Raw genomic sequence first — 19630 nt, 5'->3', positions numbered from 1 at the left:
GTTAGTTCGCTCCTGCTTCGCGATAGGCGCCGATGAGGCGGACGGCGCCGCCGTCGACGCCCTTGGCGCCCTGCTCGTAGTCTCCGGCGGGGCGGGCACCCGTGCCCACGACGCCGACCTGCCACGTGTCGATCCCCTCGGCCCGGAGCGCCGCGGTCGCGGCATCCGCCACGTCCGATGCGACGACCGCGAAGAAGCCGACGCCCAGGTTCCACGTGCCCTCGGTGCGCTCGAGCTCGAGACCGCCGAGGTCGGCGAGCACCCGGAACACCGGCGAGGGCGACCAGGTGGAGCGGTCGACGTCGACCCACGAGCCCTTCGGGAGCACGCGAGCCAGGTTCGCGGCGATGCCGCCGCCGGTGACATGGCTGAGGGAGTGGATGCCGTCGCCGAGCTGCTCGATCAGGCGCAGCAGCGGCGTCGTGTAGAGCCGGGTCGGTTCGAGGAGCTGCTCGCCCCACGTGCGTCCGAACTCCGCGGCGTGGTCGCCGTAGCCGATGCCGGCACCCGTGACGATGTGCCGGACGAGCGAGTAGCCGTTCGAGTGCGGACCGCTCGAGGCGAGGGCGAGCACCACGTCGCCGTCCCGCACGCGCTCGGCGCCCAGGACTCCGGCGGACTCGACGATGCCGGTGGCGGCACCGGCGACGTCGTAGTCGTCGATGCCGAGCAGGCCCGGATGCTCGGCGGTCTCGCCCCCGACGAGGGCGGTGCCGGTCGCCGCGCATCCGTCGGCGATGCCGCGGACGATGTCGGCGATGCGCTCGGGCACGACTTTGCCGCACGCGATGTAGTCGGTCATGAACAGCGGCTTGGCGCCGACCACGACGATGTCGTCGACGACCATGCCGACGAGGTCCTGGCCGATCGTGTCGTGCTTGTCGATCGCCTGCGCGATGGCGACCTTCGTACCGACGCCGTCGGTCGAGGTGGCCAGCAGGGGCTTGGTGTAGCCCAGCAGAGCGGACGCGTCGAAGAGGCCGGCGAAGCCGCCGACGCCGCCGAGGACCTCCGGACCGTGGGTGCGACGGACGGCCGACTTCATCAATTCGACGGCGAGGTCTCCCGCCGCGGTGTCGACGCCGGCTTGGGTATAGGGATCAGTGGGACTCGAGGCCACGTCGTCCAGAGTACCGGCAGGGACGGCACTCCCGAGCCGCGGCGGCCGCCGGAGCGGCTCGCGCGCGGTCAGATCCCCTGCCAGGCCGGCTTGTTCGCCCAGGCGTGCCGGTAGTACGGCGCCTGAGTGAGAGCGCCGGCTGCGGCCTCGTCGACGACGACCGTGACGTGCGGATGCAGCTGCACCGCCGATCCCGGCGCGGAGGTGCTGACCGGGCCCTCGACGGCCGCGGCGACGGCGTCGGCCTTCGCCGCGCCGAAGGCCAGCAGCACCAGGTGACGCGCGCGGAGGATCGTGCCGATCCCCTGCGTGATGCAGTGCATCGGCACGTCGTCCGGTGAGTCGAAGAAGCGCGCGTTGTCGGCGCGGGTCTGCTCGGTCAGGGTCTTCACACGCGTTGCGGATGCGAGCGAGCTGCCCGGCTCGTTGAAGCCGATGTGGCCCGTGCGTCCGATGCCGAGGATCTGCAGGTCGATGCCGCCGGCCTCCCGGATGGCCGCCTCGTACCGCTCGCCGGCCGTCTCGACGCCGTCGAGGCCGCCCGCGGGCACCGCGATGCGTTCGGGGTCGAGGCCGACCGGCTCGATGACTTCGCGTTCGATGACCTTCCGATAGCTCTCGGGGTGTCCGGCGGGCAGCCCGACGTACTCGTCGAGCGCGAATCCGCGCACCTGCGAGACGTCGAGCGCCTCGTCCCGCACGCGTGCGGCGAGGTGCCGGTAGACGGCGAGCGGCGTCGAACCGGTGGCGAGGCCGAGCACCGCATCGGGGCGGGCGCGGACGAGGTCGACGACGGCGTCGGCGACGAGACGGCCGCCGTCCTCCTCGCCGGGGACGATGATCACTTCTGCCATGGCGCTGCTGCCTTTCGGTCGGATGGATCGGGTGGGGTCAGGTGGTCGGCACGCCCGCGCCGGGCGGCTCAGGCGAGCCCGAGGGTCTCGGCGAGCACGAGCGCGACGGCGCCGCGCAGACGAAGATCGCCGTCGGCCTCGGCGCGGCGGACGACGAGATCGTCGAAGACGATGGGGAGCACGCGGGCGCCGATGGCCGCGCGCGCCGCGTCGACGAGGGTGCCGTCGATGAGCTCGGCCGGCCCGCTCAGGACGACATCGGTGAGGCCGAGCGCCGCGACCAGCGGAGCGAGTGCGATGCCGAGGCAGTATCCGGCCTGCCGGCGGACGGCGGACGCGGCATCCGCATCGGGCGCCTTCCGCAGTCGCGCTTCGAGCTTCGGCACCGACAGCCAGGCCTCGAGGCAGCCGGTTCGGCCGCAGGCGCAGACCGGGCCCGAGCCCTCCGTCACCACGACGTGGCCGAGTTCGCCCGCCGTCCAATTGCGACCGTGTACGACCGAGCCGTTCACGATCGCCGCCGCGCCGACACCGGCGCCGATGCGCACGAGCAGCAGGTCGTGGTCGACCTGCCCGTGGCTGAGTTCGCCGACTCCCGCCGCGTTGAGGCCGTTCGCGACGACGATGGGAAGTCCGGTGCGCTCGCGCAGGAGGTCGCGCAGCGCGACGTCGGTCCACGCGAGGTGCGACGACTCGCGCACGATCCCCGCGCCGTCGACGACACCCGGGGTCGAGACGCCGACACCCAGCAGCGGCGCCTCGGCGCGGTCGATGAGACGGTCGATGAGGTCGACGAGCAGCGCGAGCGCGTCGGCACCGGTCGCGCCGTCGCGGGCGAGTACCTCCCGAGCGACCGCGACCCCGGCCATGTCAGCGACGACTCCCTCGAACGTATCGCCGCTCGAGATCGACACGGCGACGACGTTCCGCGCTGCGCTCGCGAGGGCGAGGGCGCGCGAGGGCGCGCCGGGACCGGAGCGTCGCGCCGGTCCGCTCTCGATGACGAGCTGCTCGCTCACGAGCTCGCCCACGAGGTCTGAGATCGTCACCTGCGACAGCCCGGTCGCCCGGGCGATGTCGGCGCGGGAGAGTCCGGCCTCGCGGTGGAGTGCCTGGAGCACCAGAACCCGGTTGTTGCTGCGGGCGTCCTCGGGACGGATGCGGCGACCGCGCGACCGCGCGGAGATGGATGCTGCCGCAGGTGTCATCGCCATCCGCCTTCCGGTCGAGTACAGTTCCCCGAGGATAATTCGGAAACGTTCTTAATCAATCCTGTCAGATCCCCCAGATCCCATGCACATCGGAGTGACTCGTGAAGTTCTTCCAAAGACTCGGCCGGTCGATCATGCTGCCCGTCGCCGTCCTGCCCGTCGCCGCCATCCTCATGGGTCTCGGCAACTGGATCGTGGCGGCGGCCGGCGCCAACATCGCCTCGACGTTCCTCCTCGCCGCCGGCGCTGCGGTGCTCGACAACATGGCGCTGCTGTTCGCCATCGGCATCTCGATCGGCATGGCCAACAAGTCCGACGGCACCTCCGCGCTCGCAGGGCTGGTCTCCTGGCTCACCGTCACCACCCTCCTGGCGCCCGAGACCGTGGGCAGATTCCTCGGCATCGCCGATGTCGCCGATGTCGACCCCGCGTTCGGCAACATCAAGAACGTCTTCGTCGGCATCATCTGCGGCCTGATCGGCGCCTGGGCGTACAACCGCTTCAAGGACACGCGACTGCCCGACGCCCTGTCGTTCTTCTCGGGCAAGCGATCGGTCGCGATCGTGACGGCGGGCGTCTCACTCGTCGTCGCCGTGGTGCTGCTGTTCGTCTGGCCGGTCGTGTACGGCGGGCTCGTGACCTTCGGTGAATGGATCTCCACACTCGGTCCCGTCGGCGCCGGCATCTACGGATTCCTCAACCGCCTGCTCATCCCGTTCGGCCTGCACCACGCTCTGAACTCGGTCTTCTGGTTCGACGTCGCCGGCATCAACGACCTCAACAACTTCCTCGCCGGCTCCGGCGGTGACGGCGTCTACGGCGTCACGGGCCAGTACATGACCGGCTTCTTCCCGATCATGATGTTCGGCCTCCCGGGCGCGGCCCTCGCGATGTACGTCACCGCGAAGACCAAGCGCAAGAAGGCGGTCGCCGGCATCCTGCTCTCGTCGGCCGTCGCCGCGTTCTTCGTCGGCATCACCGAGCCGCTCGAGTTCGCCTTCATGTTCCTCGCCCCGTGGCTCTACCTCGTGCACGCGGCGTTCACCGGCATCTCGCTGTTCATCGCGGCGCTGCTGCCGACCCGCATGGGCTTCGGCTTCTCGGCCGGTTTCATCGATCTCGTGCTCGGCTGGGTGAACCCGCTCGCGCAGAACCCCTGGATGATCCCGGTGATGGGTGTCTTCTGGTTCGCGGTCTACTTCGTTGTGTTCCGCTTCCTCATCCTGAAGTTCCGCCTCAAGACGCCCGGCCGCGAGGACGACGACGAGCTCCTCGAGGACATCGGACCGGCCGCTGTCCGCGACGCGGGATACCGCCCGACGGCCGAGAAGTTCGTCGCGGGACTCGGCGGTAGAGACAACATCGTCCAGCTCGACAACTGTGCGACGCGGCTGCGCCTCGAAGTCGCCGACACATCTCGCGTCGACGCCGCGGCCCTCAAGCGCGCCGGCGCCGCCGGCACGATCACCTCGGGCGCCAAGTCAGTGCAGGTCGTCTACGGGCTCAACGTGCAGTTCGTGAAGGACGCCATGGAGGACGTCATCGCCGGACGCTCCGTCGAGCCCGCGGCATCCGCGTCGACCGATGCCGCGGCGGCCACGACCGTCACCGCGGCGCCCGCGGTCGTGCGCCTCGCTCAGCCGATCGCCGGTGCGGTGCGCCCGCTGTCGGAGGTGCCCGATCCGATGTTCGCGCAGGGGACCATGGGGCCGGGGCTGGCGATCGAACCGACCGCCGACACGGTGGTGGCGCCCGCCGACGGCACCGTCACCACCGTGTTCCCGACCGGGCACGCAATCGGTCTCACACTCGCCGACGGCACCGAGCTGCTCATCCACGTCGGCGTCGACACGGTCGAGCTCAAGGGCCGCGGCTTCGAACCGCTCGTCGAGCAGGGCGAGGAGGTCCGGGCCGGCGCAGAGCTGCTGCGCTTCGATGCCGCGGCCATCCGCGACGCCGGCTACTCCGCGATCACCCCCGTGATCGTGCTGAACAACGAGCAGGCGACGATCGAGTTCGTCTGACCCGCGCGCGGCATCGGGCTCGGCGGCATCCCGTCGCCGTCGGGCCCGGCCGCGTGGCACCGCGTCCGCCCTAAACTGGGCGCCATGAACGCGGCGGGGGCTCCGGAGTGGGTGGTGCGGGAGGATGCCGCCCCGGCCGCGCTCGTGGCGCTGCATCTGCGTCAGGTACTCGGCATCCGCGAGCTCGACGAGGTGCCACACCTCCGAGGGATCGCGCCGACGACGCCGCCGGAGCGGACGACCGCTGAGCAGGAAGTGCTCGCCGCGCAGTGGCGCGCGTACTGGGAGATGACGATCGAGCCGCAGGCGCATCCCTCTCCCGTGCCGCTGGATCTCATCGAGGGCTTCGAGACGCTCGTCGCGCTTCCCACAGAGGGCTTCGCCGAGTTCGCATCCGCGATCGCTCCCCACGCCGCGGACGCCGTCGACTTCGCGCGGTCGGCGCATGCCCGGTACGCCGCTCGCGCCGAGGCCGCGGGCGGCGTCGCCTACCGCGGATACGCGAGCGCCCTGGCCCAGCACGAGCGACGCGTCGGGCGCCGCGCACACTCGTTCGAGCTGAACGTCCAGGTGCTCCCGCTGACCCAACGCGGCGTCTGGTGGATCGGCTCGTTGACGATCGCGGTGACCGATGGCCTGCGAGGCGACGTCGTGGCCTTCGACGCCGCGATCGCGCCGATCATCGCCGAGATCGCCTGACCCGGCGGCATCCGTTCCGCGTCTGGCCCGGGCTCCGCAGCGTACGGCGCACTTTCGCGCGTCGGGCGCAGATATACCCGCGCCGGATGCGCAGAAGTGCGCCTGAAACGGATGCCGGCGGCTCAGTCCGCTGCGCGAGCGGCGGGCTCGTCGTCGGGCAGCACGCGCACGCGATCGTGCGCGATGCGCACCTCACGGGTGTGGCGACGGTTGACGCGGTCGAGCACGAGGGCGACGACGCCGCCGAGAGCCATGCCGATCGGGATCGCGCCGAGAGCGGTGAAGCCGAAGACCTGACCGACCGAGTACTCGAGTCCCGACGCCGATGTGGCCGTGCCGTCGTCGAATCCGAAGGTGAGGGCCAGAGCCGCGATGATGCCGAGGGCGGCTCCGAGCAGAAGGAATACGCCGTACTTGGGGACGCGACGGACGCTCGCCGTCTCGACCCGTTCGGTGATCTCTTCAGCCATGCTTTCATTGTCTCACCGCGAGAGCGGTCGCGGGGTCGCACTGCTCACCGCGAGAGCGGCAGCGGGGCGCCCGGATCGAACCGGACGCCCCGCGAGCTCACGCCTCGACGCGGCGCCGTGCGATCGACAGGGCGAGCGCACCGAGCAGCAGCGTTCCGATGCCGAGCCAGAGCGTCCCGGCCGGAGCGTCGCCACCGGTGGCGGCGAGCGTCGCGTCGGTCGTGCCGTCGCACGCGACCTCGGCCCCGAGCGGGAACGTGAAGCTGACGCTGTCGAGCGCGTCGCCGGCCTCGTAGAACCCGGCGAAGGCCTCGGCACCGGCGGCGGTCAGCGTGGCGCCCGCGCCGTTCCAGCTGACGCGTCCGGCGGACTCGGTCGCGGCGGGCAGCGACAGGTTCGCGAAGACGACCCCGTTCGCGTTCACGTCGGGCGAGCCGTTGAAGCCCTTCGACTGCACGTTCAGGATCAGCGCGGCCGTGTTCTGGCCGGTGATCTGGATGCGCGGGTTCGACAGCGTCACATCGAGCAGGCCGTCGTGCCCGGTGTAGTGCACCGCCCCGCCGAAGCTGACGCGGCCGCGGTCGTTCTCGGGGCTGAACGCGCCGGAGCCGGTGCCCCAGCCGCCCGAGATCTCGCCCTTCGCGATCGCACCCGTGATGTAGCTGCGGAACGACTCCTTCACTCCCCACTGGATCGTCGCTCCCGAGACCGAGCGTGCGACGCACGACGGCTGTGCGGCGGGCACCTCGACCGCCGGCGGCACAATGGCCGCGACGACGGAGAAGGGCGCGGATGCCACGGCGACGCCGTTCACGCTCATTTCGAGCGTGTGCGACCCGGCCGCGAACGACGCGGGAACGGCCCACGAGAAGCTCACGCGTCCCGAGGCATCGGCGGCGGCCGTGCCGATCACGACAGGCTCCGAGAACGCCGTCGCGGTCACGAGGTCGCCGGGAACGAAGCCGCCGCCGACGATCTGCAGCGTGCCGCCGGGCTGGACGGTCGCTGACTGCGGGAAGCCGACGAAGGGCTTCGAGGGCTGCGCGACGGCGATGGGCGTGAACGTGTCGAGCGACCGGTTCTTCTCGGAGAGGCCGTGCGCGGCGGACGTCACGACCTGGTAGCTCTTCGACGCGTCGAGGGCGCCGGCGGGAACGGTGAGCGTGATGGAGAAGGCGCCGTTCCTCAGCCCGCCGCTCTTCTCGCTGGGCACGTGCGCCTGCGCGATCCATCCAGCGGCGGGGAGCGGGTTGTTCTCTCCGCCCGACCAGATCGAGGTCTCACCGAAGAGCACATATGCGCCGTTCGCAGCGCCGGGTCCGGTGAAGCCGGTTCCGGCGACGGTCAGCACGTTGTCCTGTGCCGGGTCGAGTGCGGCGCTCGGCGTGACCGTGACCTTCGGGCCCGGCTGCGGCTCGGGCTGGGGTTCGGGCTGCGGTTCGACGGGCGCGGCGGCGAAGGTGACCGGGGTCGCGGTCTCGAACGGCGCGTACACGGCGCCGCCGGCGGCGTAGGTGTAGACGCCCCACGTGCCGTTCGCGATCGCCTTCGCGTCATCCTGCGTCAGGACGAGCTCGGTGGAGAAGGTGCCGTCGGTGTTCACGACGACGGCACTGGACGCCGCGTTACCGAGCTTCGGAACATCATCGGCCAGCAGAGCCCACATCTGGGAAAGCACCGATCGAGTCGCGCTCGGAGCCTTCTCGGACGGCTTCCATGAGTCGGCGAACGAGCCGAAGACGACGTAGGCGCCGCCGAAAGTCGTGCCGGTATCGGTCGCGAGGGGCCGTCGCGTCGCGTCGGTCGCGGGCGCGTTCGGCAGGAATCCCGAGCCGGTGACGGTGACCGTCTCGCCGGCGGGGTTCAGGCCGGTCGTCTTCGAGACGACGACGCTCGCCTGCTGCGGCTGGGCGGGCTCTTCGGGCTCGGGGTCGACCGGCACAGTGGGCTTCGCCGTGACGGTGTAGGCGACAGCATCCGACGACGAGGCGGTGAAGGCCGCAGTGTCAGCCGGCGCGAAGGACGCCGCGAGGCTGCGGGCTCCGACGGCGAGCGAGCTCGTCTTCAGTGTCGCGACGCCGCCCTCGACGGGTGCGGAACCGAGCGGGCTCGCGCCGTCGGAGAACGTGACCGTGCCGGCTGCCGCCGGGGCGACGGTCGCCGTCAGCGACACCTCGGCCCCCTCGACCGCGGTGCCGATCGGCGAGATGGCGAGCGTCGTGGAGGTCTGCTGCGCGGGAGCAGGTGCATACGCAACCGCCTGAGTCGTGTTCTGACTCGGGTCGGCGAAGCCCTGTCCGTGCGCCTTGGAGGTGTACACGGCGAGCGCGGCGCCGGCGGTGTGCGCGGGGGCGCTGAACGTGACGGAGAAGGTTCCGTCAGCCGCCAGGTGGGCCGTTCGGCCCGCGTCGCCGGTGCCGTCGACGTTCTTCGGTGCGACCCAGACGACGTCGAGCATGGCGCTCGAGCCGGCATAGAAGCCGGGCAGGCCCGCGGGGCCGAAGCCCACGTAGACGCCCGGATCGACGGCGGCAAAGCCGGAACCCGTGACCGTGACCGTTCCGCCGGAGCGCGGTGCCTCGGTCGTGGTCAGCGCGGCACCGGCCGCGGAGGCCGGGGCGCCGACACCGACGACGGCGGCCATGGCGATGAGCGCGCCGGTCAGGACGCTCGCGAGCGACCGGTGCACGGCCGCCCTCCTCGATCTGTTCATGCGGAGATCCCCCTGATGCGAAGTTAGCTTAGCCTCACCTTAGTACAGGATGGGAACTGGCTGAAAGCGCGTCAGACGGGTGGACGCCGCGGGAGGATGACCGGTCGCCCGGTATCTGGGTCGCTGATGACGCGCACGGCGATGTCGTACACGTCGGCGACGCGCTCCGCCGTGAGCACCGCTGCGGGTTCGCCGTGCGCGACGAGCCGACCGGCCGCGAGCACCGCGACGCGATCGGCGTAGGCCGCCGCGAGCGAGAGATCGTGCAGCACGACGACGACCGCGCGTCCGGCGCCTGTCAGCTCTCGCGCGAGCGTCATCACGTCCTCCTGATGTCGCAGATCGAGGGCCGCGGTCGGTTCGTCCAGCAGCACGACGGCCGTGTTCTGCGCGAGCACGCGCGCGAGCGAGACTCGCGCCTGCTCACCGCCGGAGAGCGACGGATACGCCCGGTCGGCGAGGTGGCCCACGTCCGCGCGCGCGACGGCCTCGGCGATGACGCGGTCGTCGGCATCCGACTGCGCCGTGCCCACCCACGGCGTCCGCCCCATCTCGACGACCTGCCGGGCCGTGAAGGGGAACGCCACGGCGTTGGCCTGCAGCAGCACGGATCGCGCGCGCGACAGCTCGCGCGAGGTCCAGGCGTCGAGGGGGCGGCCGTCGAGCGACACCGCCCCCGACGTCGGCACCCGATCGCGGGTCAGCACCGACAGCAGGGTCGATTTGCCCGCCCCGTTGGGACCGACGAGGGCGAGCACCTCGCCGTAGCGGATGTCGAGCGAGACGTCTTCGAGCACGTTCGCGGCGCCGAGTCGCAGCCCGACCCGCTCGACGGCGAACGCGACGCCGCTCATGCCCATCCTCCGGCCCGGCGACGCTGGCGCCGGATGAGCCAGAAGAAGAACGGCCCGCCGACGAGGGAGGTGAGGATGCCGATCGGCAGGTCGGCCGAGGTGACGAGCGTGCGGGCGAGCAGGTCGGCGAAGACGAGCACGACGGCGCCTCCGACCGCCGAGACGACGAGCAGCGCGCGGTGCGCCGGGCCCAGCAGCATCCGGACGATATGGGGAACGACGAGGCCCGCGAACGCGATGATGCCGACGAAGGCGACCGCGACGCCCGTCAACAGGGCGACGATGACGATCGATCCGATGCGCAGCGCCTCCACACGCACCCCCAGGTGCGCTGCCGTCCGGTCGCCGAGGGCGAGCAGGTCGTACCGCCGCGCCAGCACGATCGCGACGGCGAGGCCGACGAGACCGACCGTGGCCACGACCGCGACCTCGTTCCATCGCGAGCCGTTCATCGATCCGAGCTGCCAGAAGACGATCTGCTCGCGCGAGGCCGAGTCGCCCGCGAACATGAGCAGCGCGAGCGCCGCCCCCGCGAACGCGTTGACCGCGATGCCGGTGAGGATCAGCGTGATGGACTCCGTTCGGCCCTGCGACCGCGCTGCCGCGTAGACGACGAGTGTGGCGATCAGTCCGCCGACGAACGCGCAGACCGCGATCGACCAGGGACCGAACAGGGTGAGCCCGAACGTGATGGCGGCTGCCGCGCCGACGGCGGCGCCCGATGAGACCCCGACGACGCCGGGCTCGGCCAGCGGGTTGGCGAAGATCGCCTGCATCACCGCGCCCGCGACGGCGAGGAGCGCCCCGACGAGGAGCGACATTGCCACCCGCGGAAAGCGGATCTGCCACAGCGTCTGCTCGATGAGCGGCTCGGCCGGAGCCCACGCGTTCGGGATGCCGACGCCGCGCGCGATCGACCCGACGACCTCGGCGGGACCGATCGGCAGCTGGCCGAGAGCCGCGGACGCGACGACGCCGCAGCCGAGCAGCCCGGCGGCGGCGATCACGACGAGGTTCCGCCGATGGAGCCTCGCCGTCACGAGCCCGCCTCGGGTGCGTAGATCGCGCGCGCGAGCGCGTCGAGGACGGCGGCGCTGCGCGGTCCGAACGACAGGATCTGGCCGTCGGCCATGTCGACGATGCGCCGATGCTGTCCCGCCGTCGTCAGCGCGATCGCCGGTTTGTCGCCGAGCAGCCCGTCGACACCGCCGACCGACGCGAGCCCGTCGGTCATCACGAGGATGAGGTCGGGATCGGCCGCGACCATGGCCTCGTCGGTCAACGGGCGCATCCCCTCCCACCCCAGCTCGCCGGCGACGTCGACACCGTCGAGCGCCGAGACGAGTTCGTCGGCCCCCGACTCCGAGCCGAACAGGTAGTAGACACCGGCGGAGCCGCGCAGATACAGGAACACCATCCGGAGGCGATCGGATGCCGCATCCGGAGCCAGTCGGTCGATTTCGACGCGCGTCCGATCCACCTCGCCGGCGATGCGCTCCGCGAGCTGCTCCCCGGCGGCGGGGGCGCCGAAGACCGCGGCCACCTGACGTGCGAGGTCGGCGGCGCCGTCGAACGACGACGATCGATCGACGAAGACCACCGCGATGCCGACGTCGCGCAGCTGCTGGACGACGTCGACGGGTCCGATGCTGCCGTCGGTGATGACGAGGGTCGGGGCGAGCGCGATGATCGCCTCGGCGTTGACCGTATGCCCGCTCCCGGTCACGACCGGCAGGTCTTCGGCACCGGGGAAGGTCGTCGACACGTCGCGTCCGACGAGACTGTCGCCGAAGCCGAGTCCCCAGACCGTCGCCGCGAGGGAGCCCGAGAGATCTATCGCGACGACGCGGGACGTGTCGGCCACGGTGACCTCGACCTCGCCCGACAGATCGCGTGAGGTGATCGTGACCGGCAGACTCTGCGCGGGTTCGGCGGCCACCGGCTCGACGGCCGCATCGGCGAGCATCGCGGTCGAGGGTCCCTCGAACGACCGGGGGTCATCGAGCGCCGTCAGCTCGGCCAGCGGTGGACGATCGATCGCGACCGCGACATCGCCCGAGGGCGCACCCGCCGGGGCGCACCCCGCGAGCGACGCCACGAGAGCGACCGTCAGGGCGGCGGTGGCGGCGACGACCGAACGCATCCGCCGCGAGCGGCGCGTCACGCGCCGGCGCGCTTGCGCTTGGTCGCCACGACCGCCGCCGTCGTGCCGCCGATGACGGCCACGAGGGCACCGCCGATCGACGCGAACAACGCGATCGGCAGAGCGGATCCGGGCGGATCGTCCGACTCCGCCGCGGCCGGCGTCGACGTGACGACCGGCTCGGCGGCCTCGGGCGTCTCCTCGGCCGTCGGGGTCGGGGCGGCGCAGGTTCCCGACGCCGTGAGGGTGAGCGGATCGAAGGCCGTGCCGGTCTCGTAGTTGCCGAAGGCGTCGTAGCCCTCGGCGGTGATCGCCGTCGCGGCATCCGTCGCGGTCAGCGACAGCGCGTCGCCCGAGGCATCGACGGCGAGGGCGGACAGGTCGAGGGTCACGAGCGGGACCTGCGGCGTCGTCGCGACCGTGGCATCGCCGGCGAGGACGTCCTCCATCGAGACGCCGGAGAGATCGAGCAGCACGCGCCCGGTGCCGGGGCTGATTTCGAGGGTGGCGTTCTGGACCGTGGTGTCGAGCAGTCCGTCGTGCCCGGTGAATCGGATGCCGCCGGGGAACGCGATCGAGCCGGTACCGGTCGCCGGGTCGAACGCACCCGCGCCGCCGGTCCAGGTGAAGGCCGGAGTCTCGTAGCCGACGCCGCCGAAGGGCTCCCATGCCCCCTTCGCGATGGAGCCGGAGATGTAGGAGCGGAACGACTCCTTGAATCCCCAGGTGACGCTCGCGTCGGTGATCGTGCAGGCGGCGGGGGCAGGCGCAGCGACCCCGGGCGCCGCCGATGCGACAGCGGCCGGTGCGGCCGCGGTCAGCAGGGTCGCGGCGATCAGCGCCGGCACGGCGGCACGGCGGAGGACGGCAGAACGCATCGCTGGCTCCTGTGGTCGGGTCGCGCATCCGCGACGGGATGCGAGATGAGGTCAGGCTTACCTAACCTTAGCGCGGCCGGTGCCGCCTCCCGTTCAGGGTCGCAGCGGGAGCAGCGGCGAGAGATCCGCGCGCGTGCCCGACGCCCGCAGGCGGCCGGCGGTCGCGGCATCCGCCCAGGCGAGGTCACCGGTCGCGAGGGCGATCCAGGTCGCGGGATCGGTCTCGACGACGTTCGGCGGCGTGCCGCGCGTGTGACGCGGGCCCTCGACGACCTGCACGGCGCCGAAGGGCGGCACGCGCATCTCGACCGAGGTGCCGGGCGCCTTCTCGACGAGGAGCTGCAGCAGATAGCGCACGGCGGTGGCGAGGTCGGTGCGTGGCGGCTTGCCGCCGGCGGCCTCGGCGGCCGTGACGGCTGCGAGGGCCGCCCGCCCGTCTCCGGTGTCGATCGTGCGTGCCATGCCGTTCACCGTACCGCCGGCGCGGTCCCCGCTGGGCGGCCACCCGAATGGGGCGGTTCTCAGGAAAGCTCGGCGACCGCGCGGCTGAAGCGGCCAGCATGCCGCGTTCTTCCTGAGAACGTGCGTGGCCGAAGGGCTCGTACGCGCGGGGATGATCTGCGCGCGACGCTCGCAGCGTGCGGTTCTCAGGACGAGCCCGCGGTCGGGCCCCTGCCAGACCCGATCCCCGCCTGATGTCCTGAGAACGTGTTGCGGGGAGGGGCCTCCCTCGATCGCGTCGGTGACCGCGTCGGCGGCCGGGTGGGCGAACCGCTGCCGTCGGTAGGCTGGCGGGGTGAAGATCCTGGTCCTCGGCTCGGGCGCGCGCGAGCACGCCATCATCCTCGCTCTCGCTGCGGAGGGAGCCGGCCACGAGCTGCTCGCGGCTCCCGGCAACGCCGGTATCGCCGGCGACGCGGAGCTCGTGCCGGGCCTCGACCAGAACGACCCCGCCGCCGTCACCGAGTACGCCGACGCCGCGGCCATCGACCTCGTCGTGATCGGCCCCGAGGCGCCGCTCATCGCCGGCGTCGCCGATGCGCTGCGCGAGCGCGGCATCCCGGTCTTCGGCCCCGGCCACGTCGCCGCGCAGCTCGAGGGATCGAAGGCCTTCGCGAAGCGGGTGATGGACGAGGCCGGCGTCCCGACCGGCCGCGCCGTCCGCGCGCAGACCCGCGCCGAGGTCGCCGCCGCGCTCGACGAGTTCGGAGCGCCCCACGTCGTGAAGGCCGACGGGCTCGCCGCCGGCAAGGGCGTCATCGTCACCGACGACCGCGACGCCGCCCTCGCGCACGCCGAGACCTACCTGCCGAGCGGAGCCGTGCTCGTCGAGGAGTTCCTCGCCGGGCCCGAGGTCTCGCTCTTCTTCGTCTCCGACGGCGACACCGTCCGCGCCCTGAGCCCCGCGCAGGATTACAAGCGGGCCTACGACGGCGACGCGGGCCCTAACACCGGGGGCATGGGAGCGTACTCGCCGCTCCCCTGGCTCGCGGACGGCTTCGGCGGCGAGCAGGCCTTCGTCGACGAGGTGACCCGCACGGTGGCCGAGCCCGTCATCCGCCACCTCGACCAGGAGGGCACGCCCTTCATCGGCCTGCTCTACGCGGGACTCATCCTCACCGACGCCGGCGTTAAGGTCATCGAGTTCAACGCGCGCTTCGGCGACCCCGAGACCCAGGTCGTCCTGGCCCGGCTCACCTCGTCGCTGTCGGAGCTGCTGATGGCCGCGGCGAGCGGCCGCCTCGAGCACGAGCCCGAGCCGACGTTCTCGCCGGACGCCGCCGTCACGGTCGTGCTGGCGAGCGAGGGCTACCCCGAGAGCCCCCTCACAGGTCGCACCATCACGGGTCTGGATGCCGCGGCATCCGTCGACGGCGTGCACCTGGCCCACGCGGCCACCGCTCTCAGCACGGCCACGGGCGCCGAGGAGCTCGTGGCGACGGGCGGACGCGTCCTCAACGTGGTCGCGCGAGGAGCCGACTTCGCCGAGGCGCGCGAACGCGCCTACCGCGCCCTGGGCGAGATCTCCCTCGACGGCGCGCACCACCGCACCGACATCGCCGCCCGCGTCGCGGACTGACCCGGGTCGCGACGCGAGCGACGCCGCGACTCAGTCGCGGACGAGGTGCGCGGGGCGCTTCAGGAACAGGACGATGATCGCCGCGAGCGCGATGACGACAGCCGGCAGCACCATGGCCTGGGCCATCGCCGCCGAGAATCCCTCGGCGACCGCCGGCGGCATGCCCGCGCCCGAGCCGCCGCCGAAGTCGGCGCCCGCGGCATCCCCCGCGCCGGGGAGATTGGCCTCGAGTCGCGCCTGCATGAATGCGGCGATCGCGGCCGAGCCGATGACCGAACCGACGGTGCGCGTGGTGTTGTAGATGCCGGCGCCCGCGCCCGCCTGCCGCGGCGGCAGGTTGCGCGTCGCCGTCGTCGCGAGCGGACCCCACATGCCGGCGTTCGCGACGCCGATGACCGCGGCCGGGATGAGCAGCAGCAGCACGGGCGAATCCGTGTTCATGAGCAGGGCGTACCCGACAAGACCCGCGACCATCAGGGTGAGTCCCGGAACGAGCAGGATGCGGGGGTCCACCCGGTCGAGCAGACGTCCGGCGACCGGGGCCAGCCCTCCCGAGAGCACCGCCATCGGCACGAGGAGCAGCGCCGACTCGGTCGGGGTGAGCCCCCGGGCGAGCTGGGTGAAGAAGGCGAGGGGCAGCGCCATGCTCGTCACCGTGAAACCGACACCCACGATCGCGAGGTTCGCGACGGAGAAGTTCCGGTCGCGGAACAGCTCGAGCGGCACGAGCGGCTCGTTCTTCGTGCGCGCCTGCGTCCAGACGAAGACCACCAGCACGACGGCGCCGGCGGCGATCATGCCCCAGACCCACGCGGCCCAGTCGTAGTGCTCGCCCTCCTGGAGGCCGAACACGATGAGGAAGAGCGCGATGGCGCTCAGGACGACGCCGAGCACGTCGAAGCGGTGGGCGTGGGTCTCGAGCTGCGGCACCAGACGCCACGCGAGGACGAAGGCCACGACACCGACGGGGATGTTGACGAAGAAGATCCACTCCCAGCCGAAGCCGTCGACGAGAAGGCCGCCGGCGAGCGGTCCGACGAGCGTCGCGACACCGGCCGTCGCGCCCCACAGGCCCATCGCCGCACCCCGTCGCTCCGGCGGGAAGGTGCGGGTGATGACCGCCATGGTCTGCGGCGTCATGAGCGCGGCGCCGAGTCCCTGCACGGCGCGCGCGACGACGAGCACGGCGAGCGATCCCGAGAGCCCGCAGGCGAGCGAGGCGACGGTGAAGATCGCGAGGCCGATCAGGTAGATGTTCTTCGGCCCGAACCGATCGCCGAGCCGGCCCGTCACGAGAAGCGGCACCGCGTAGGCGAGCAGGTACGACGACGTGACCCACACGACGTTGTCGAGGTTCGCCGTGCCCGGATCGAGCGCGGCCTTGATCGCCGGATTGGCGACCGACACGATCGTCGTGTCGACGAGGATCATGAAGAAGCCGATGACCATGGCCCACAGAGCGGGCCAGGGATTCGCGGTGGGATCGGCGGCGCCCCGGGCCGGGGCGGCGGTGGTGGTCTTCTCGCTCATGAGCGGGCGGCTTCTCTCTGTGCCAGATAGCGGTCGGTGGGCGGGATGTCGGCGACGCCCCACACCAGGTCGGGTCGACGGATGCGGTCGATCGCCGCATCCAGCCAGTCGAGGTCCGCGGCCGCGAGCGCATCCTCGCGCTCGGCCTGCAGGAGGAACTGCGGCAGCACGCCCGCGGCCAGGACCTGCTCCCGTCGCTCGATGTGCTCGGCGAGGCGTCGGGCGACGGCGTGCCGGCGCTCGCCCAGCAGAGCGATGACGTCGTCGCGCGGCAGGTTGTGGGCCTCGGCGAGCGCGACGGCGAACCGGTCGGGTCGGTCGGCGCGAGGCAGCTCGCGCCGGACCCACTCGCGGAGCGCGGCGGCCCCGGCATCCGTCAGCCGGTAGGTCGTCCGCTCGGGACGGTTGCCCGCCCGGTCGACGCCGAGATCGACGATCATGCCGTGCCGTTCGAGTCGGGCGACCGTGTGGTAGAGCGTGCCCTGCGTCAGAGCGACGATGCGGCCGTGGTTGCGCGCGCGCATGAGCCGCAGCATCTCGTAGGCGTGCATGTCGTCTTCGTCGAGAAGGGCGAGCACCATCAGCCCGAGCGGTGTGAGTCGCTCGACGGCATCCGTCATGGCACCCCTCTATTGGATCGACGCTCGATTAGTCCACGTGGACTATACGCCCGATCCGGCGGCGACGCGCGCGTCCGCGATAATGGCCGGGTGAGCGCCCTCGATCTGCCCGGCTGGAAGCACGTCTACTCCGGCAAGGTCCGCGACCTGTACCGGCCCGACGAGGGCACGAGCGACGGTGCCGATGACGGCGGTGCGACCGAGCGGATGCTGGTGGTCGCCAGCGATCGTGTGAGCGCATTCGACCACGTGCTCGAGCCCGGCATCCCGGGCAAGGGCGAGCTGCTCACCCGGCTCAGCCGCTGGTGGTTCGACCAGCTGGGCGGCGCCGACGGCGGACGGGCGATCCCGAACCACCTCGTCGCCGGCGCGGCGGCGCCCGCGGAGGTCGCCGGCCGCTCGATGGTCGTGCGCGAGCTCGACATGCAGCCGATCGAATGCGTCGTGCGCGGGTACCTGACCGGATCGGGCTGGGCGGAGTACCAGGCCGACGGGACGGTGTGCGGCATCCCGCTGCCGTCCGGACTCGTCAATGGCGACCGCCTACCCGAGCCGATCTTCACACCGGCCTACAAGGCCCCGCTGGGCGAGCACGACGAGAACATCTCGTTCGAGCGGACCGTCGAGCTCGTCGGCCCCGACATCGCGGTCGCGCTGCGCGACACCTCGCTCGAGATCTACTCCCGCGCCGCCGCACTCGCCGAGGCGAAGGGCCTGATCCTCGCCGACACGAAGTTCGAGTTCGGGCTCGACGCCGACGGCACCCTGACCCTCGCCGACGAGGTGCTCACGAGCGACTCGTCGCGGTACTGGGATGCCGCGGCCTGGCGCACCGGCGCGACCCCGGAGGAGCGCATGGCGAGCTACGACAAGCAGATCGTCCGCGACTGGCTGGCCTCCGTCTGGGACAAGACCGGCACGCCGCCCGAGCTGCCCGACGACATCGCGCAGCGCACGTCCGCGAAGTACCGCGAACTGCTCGAGGTGCTCGCGGGCTGACCGCGCCTCTTCTCTCCGCCACTCCCACCGAACCGCTCATCCTTCCGAGGAGTCCCATGCCCATCTGGTCTCTCCACGGCGACGGCCGCACCGTCGCCCGCGGCGCCGTCGTCAAGCCCGGCGAACGCCTCGCCTGGCCCGGCACGATCGCCATCGGCGCGCAGCACGTCGTCGCGATGTTCGGCGCCACGTTCCTCGTGCCGATCCTCACCGGCTTCCCGGTCTCGACCACGCTGCTCTTCTCGGGCGTCGGAACCCTGCTGTTCCTCCTCATCACCCGCAACCGCCTGCCCAGCTACCTGGGCTCGTCGTTCGCCTTCATCGCGCCGATCACCGCCCTCAACGGCGGCAACGCCCTCGAGACTCCGGAGCAGATCGCGCAGGCGCTGCTCTGTCTCGTCGTCGCGGGGGTGCTGCTCGCCGCGGTCGGCTTCGTCGTGCAGGCCGTCGGCACCGGGTGGATCGAGAAGCTCATGCCACCGGTGGTCGCCGGCGCGATCGTCGCCCTCATCGGCTTCAACCTCGCCCCCGCCGCGTGGAACAACTTCCAGGTGCAGCCCGAGATCGCCACGATCACGCTGTGCGCCGTCATCCTCTTCAGCGTGCTGTTCCGGGGCTTCCTCGGCCGCATCTCGATCTTCCTCGGCGTCATCGTCGGCTACGTCGTGGCCGCCGTCACCGGCCAGGTGGACTTCGCCTCCGTCGAGGCGGCGGACTGGGTCGGCCTGCCGCAGTTCCACCTCGTGGCGATCGCGGATGCCGCGGCGTGGTCGATCGTGCCGATGTTCCTGCCCGTCGTCCTCGTGCTCATCGCCGAGAACGTCGGCCACGTGCGGGGCGTCGCGACGATGACCGACGATCCCACCATCAACCGTCACACCGGTCGCGCCCTCATCGCCGACGGTGTCGCGACGACCCTCGCCGGCGGCTTCGGCGGCTCGGGCACCACGACCTACGGCGAGAACATCGGCGTCATGGCCGCGACGCGCGTTTACTCGACCGCCGCCTATTGGGTCGCGGGCATCGTGGCGATCCTGCTGGCGTTCTCGCCCAAGATCGGCGCCGTGTTCAACACGATCCCGGCGGGTGTTCTCGGCGGCGTGACGACGGCGCTCTACGGCCTCATCGGCGTCATCGGCATCAAGATCTGGGTCGACAACCGCGTCGACTTCTCGCGCCCGGTCAACCAGTACACCGTCGCGGTCTCGTTCGTGATCGCGATCGCCGGCTTCGCCATGGACTTCGGCTCGCTGCAGTTCGGTGCGATCGTCCTCGGCACCGTCGCGGCCCTGGTGATCTACCACGCCGGCAACGCGATCGCGCGACTGCGCAAGACCGGCGCCGACGACGGCGGACCGATCCCCGCGGTCGGTCAGCTCGGCGGCGACCCGCAGTAGCCGGACCCGCCGCGCCGAGCCCACCCCTCGCATCCGAG

The 19630-nt window shown here is 71.8% G+C and carries 17 protein-coding genes; 5 read left to right on the top strand and 12 right to left on the bottom strand.

Going from position 1 to position 19630, the window contains the following annotated elements; all coding sequences use genetic code 11:
* Position 1 precedes the first annotated feature (1 nt).
* The 3 genes from purM to F6B42_RS02540 form a co-directional block, all read right to left on the bottom strand.
* Positions 2-1120: a phosphoribosylformylglycinamidine cyclo-ligase gene (gene purM / locus F6B42_RS02550; protein ID WP_191089243.1), complete on the bottom strand. Its 1119-nt coding sequence runs from the start codon at positions 1118-1120 to the stop codon at positions 2-4.
* Positions 1121-1188: 68 nt separating this feature from the next.
* On the bottom strand, positions 1189-1974 hold the full coding sequence (gene nagB, locus F6B42_RS02545; protein WP_150418016.1) for a glucosamine-6-phosphate deaminase: 786 nt from the start codon (positions 1972-1974) through the stop codon (positions 1189-1191).
* Between the two features lie 68 nt (positions 1975-2042).
* Positions 2043-3182: an ROK family transcriptional regulator gene (locus F6B42_RS02540; RefSeq protein ID WP_191089242.1), complete on the bottom strand. Its 1140-nt coding sequence runs from the start codon at positions 3180-3182 to the stop codon at positions 2043-2045.
* 104 nt (positions 3183-3286) lie between these two features.
* Between F6B42_RS02540 and nagE the strand changes: the two genes are divergently transcribed.
* Positions 3287-5209 carry an N-acetylglucosamine-specific PTS transporter subunit IIBC gene (gene nagE / locus F6B42_RS02535; protein WP_150418014.1) on the top strand — a complete coding sequence of 641 codons (1923 nt, stop codon included), beginning with the start codon at positions 3287-3289 and terminating at the stop codon, positions 5207-5209.
* An 84-nt stretch (positions 5210-5293) separates the two neighbouring features.
* The gene (locus F6B42_RS02530; protein WP_150418013.1) at positions 5294-5908 is read left to right on the top strand and encodes a zinc-binding alcohol dehydrogenase; all 615 of its coding nucleotides are present in this window, start codon (positions 5294-5296) and stop codon (positions 5906-5908) included.
* 122 nt (positions 5909-6030) lie between these two features.
* Here F6B42_RS02530 and F6B42_RS02525 read toward each other — a convergent pair whose 3' ends face one another.
* The 7 genes from F6B42_RS02525 to F6B42_RS02495 form a co-directional block, all read right to left on the bottom strand.
* A complete protein-coding gene (locus F6B42_RS02525) occupies positions 6031-6378 on the bottom strand; it encodes a potassium transporter Trk (RefSeq protein ID WP_150418012.1) in 348 nt (115 codons plus the stop codon).
* Positions 6379-6475: 97 nt separating this feature from the next.
* Complete coding sequence (locus tag F6B42_RS02520) at positions 6476-9067, bottom strand: HtaA domain-containing protein (protein ID WP_191089241.1); 2592 nt, start codon at positions 9065-9067, stop codon at positions 6476-6478.
* A gap of 95 nt (positions 9068-9162) precedes the next feature.
* Positions 9163-9945, bottom strand: a complete 783-nt coding sequence (locus tag F6B42_RS02515; RefSeq protein ID WP_150418010.1) for a heme ABC transporter ATP-binding protein — start codon at positions 9943-9945, stop codon at positions 9163-9165.
* Complete coding sequence (locus F6B42_RS02510; RefSeq protein WP_150418009.1) at positions 9942-10985, bottom strand: FecCD family ABC transporter permease; 1044 nt, start codon at positions 10983-10985, stop codon at positions 9942-9944. The genes F6B42_RS02515 and F6B42_RS02510 overlap by 4 nt, the downstream gene beginning before the upstream one ends.
* A complete protein-coding gene (locus F6B42_RS02505) occupies positions 10982-12109 on the bottom strand; it encodes a heme/hemin ABC transporter substrate-binding protein (protein ID WP_223878296.1) in 1128 nt (375 codons plus the stop codon). Before F6B42_RS02505 ends, F6B42_RS02510 begins: the two co-directional genes overlap by 4 nt.
* The gene (locus tag F6B42_RS02500) at positions 12106-12966 is read right to left on the bottom strand and encodes an HtaA domain-containing protein (protein ID WP_150418008.1); all 861 of its coding nucleotides are present in this window, start codon (positions 12964-12966) and stop codon (positions 12106-12108) included. The genes F6B42_RS02505 and F6B42_RS02500 overlap by 4 nt, the downstream gene beginning before the upstream one ends.
* Before the next feature lie 93 nt (positions 12967-13059).
* Positions 13060-13428 carry a sterol carrier family protein gene (locus F6B42_RS02495; protein WP_150418007.1) on the bottom strand — a complete coding sequence of 123 codons (369 nt, stop codon included), beginning with the start codon at positions 13426-13428 and terminating at the stop codon, positions 13060-13062.
* 334 nt (positions 13429-13762) lie between these two features.
* On the opposite strand from F6B42_RS02495, the gene purD reads away from it, so the two are divergent.
* Positions 13763-15046 (top strand): phosphoribosylamine--glycine ligase, encoded by a 1284-nt coding sequence (purD, locus tag F6B42_RS02490; RefSeq protein WP_150418006.1) that lies wholly within the window; start codon positions 13763-13765, stop codon positions 15044-15046.
* A 30-nt stretch (positions 15047-15076) separates the two neighbouring features.
* Here purD and F6B42_RS02485 read toward each other — a convergent pair whose 3' ends face one another.
* Together F6B42_RS02485 and F6B42_RS02480 are read right to left on the bottom strand one after the other, a co-directional pair.
* Complete coding sequence (locus tag F6B42_RS02485; protein ID WP_150418005.1) at positions 15077-16576, bottom strand: DHA2 family efflux MFS transporter permease subunit; 1500 nt, start codon at positions 16574-16576, stop codon at positions 15077-15079.
* Positions 16573-17196 (bottom strand): PadR family transcriptional regulator, encoded by a 624-nt coding sequence (locus F6B42_RS02480; RefSeq protein ID WP_150418004.1) that lies wholly within the window; start codon positions 17194-17196, stop codon positions 16573-16575. The genes F6B42_RS02485 and F6B42_RS02480 overlap by 4 nt, the downstream gene beginning before the upstream one ends.
* A gap of 90 nt (positions 17197-17286) precedes the next feature.
* On the opposite strand from F6B42_RS02480, the gene F6B42_RS02475 reads away from it, so the two are divergent.
* Together F6B42_RS02475 and F6B42_RS02470 are read left to right on the top strand one after the other, a co-directional pair.
* The gene (locus tag F6B42_RS02475) at positions 17287-18195 is read left to right on the top strand and encodes a phosphoribosylaminoimidazolesuccinocarboxamide synthase (RefSeq protein WP_150418003.1); all 909 of its coding nucleotides are present in this window, start codon (positions 17287-17289) and stop codon (positions 18193-18195) included.
* 56 nt (positions 18196-18251) lie between these two features.
* Positions 18252-19592 (top strand): uracil-xanthine permease family protein, encoded by a 1341-nt coding sequence (locus F6B42_RS02470; RefSeq protein ID WP_150418002.1) that lies wholly within the window; start codon positions 18252-18254, stop codon positions 19590-19592.
* Positions 19593-19630 lie beyond the last annotated feature (38 nt).

This window comes from Microbacterium radiodurans (assembly GCF_008710705.1).
Taxonomy (GTDB): Bacteria; Actinomycetota; Actinomycetes; order Actinomycetales; family Microbacteriaceae; genus Microbacterium; species Microbacterium radiodurans.
The sequence above is the reverse complement of the archived record's forward strand: the minus strand, read 5'-3'. Positions and strand labels throughout refer to the sequence as shown.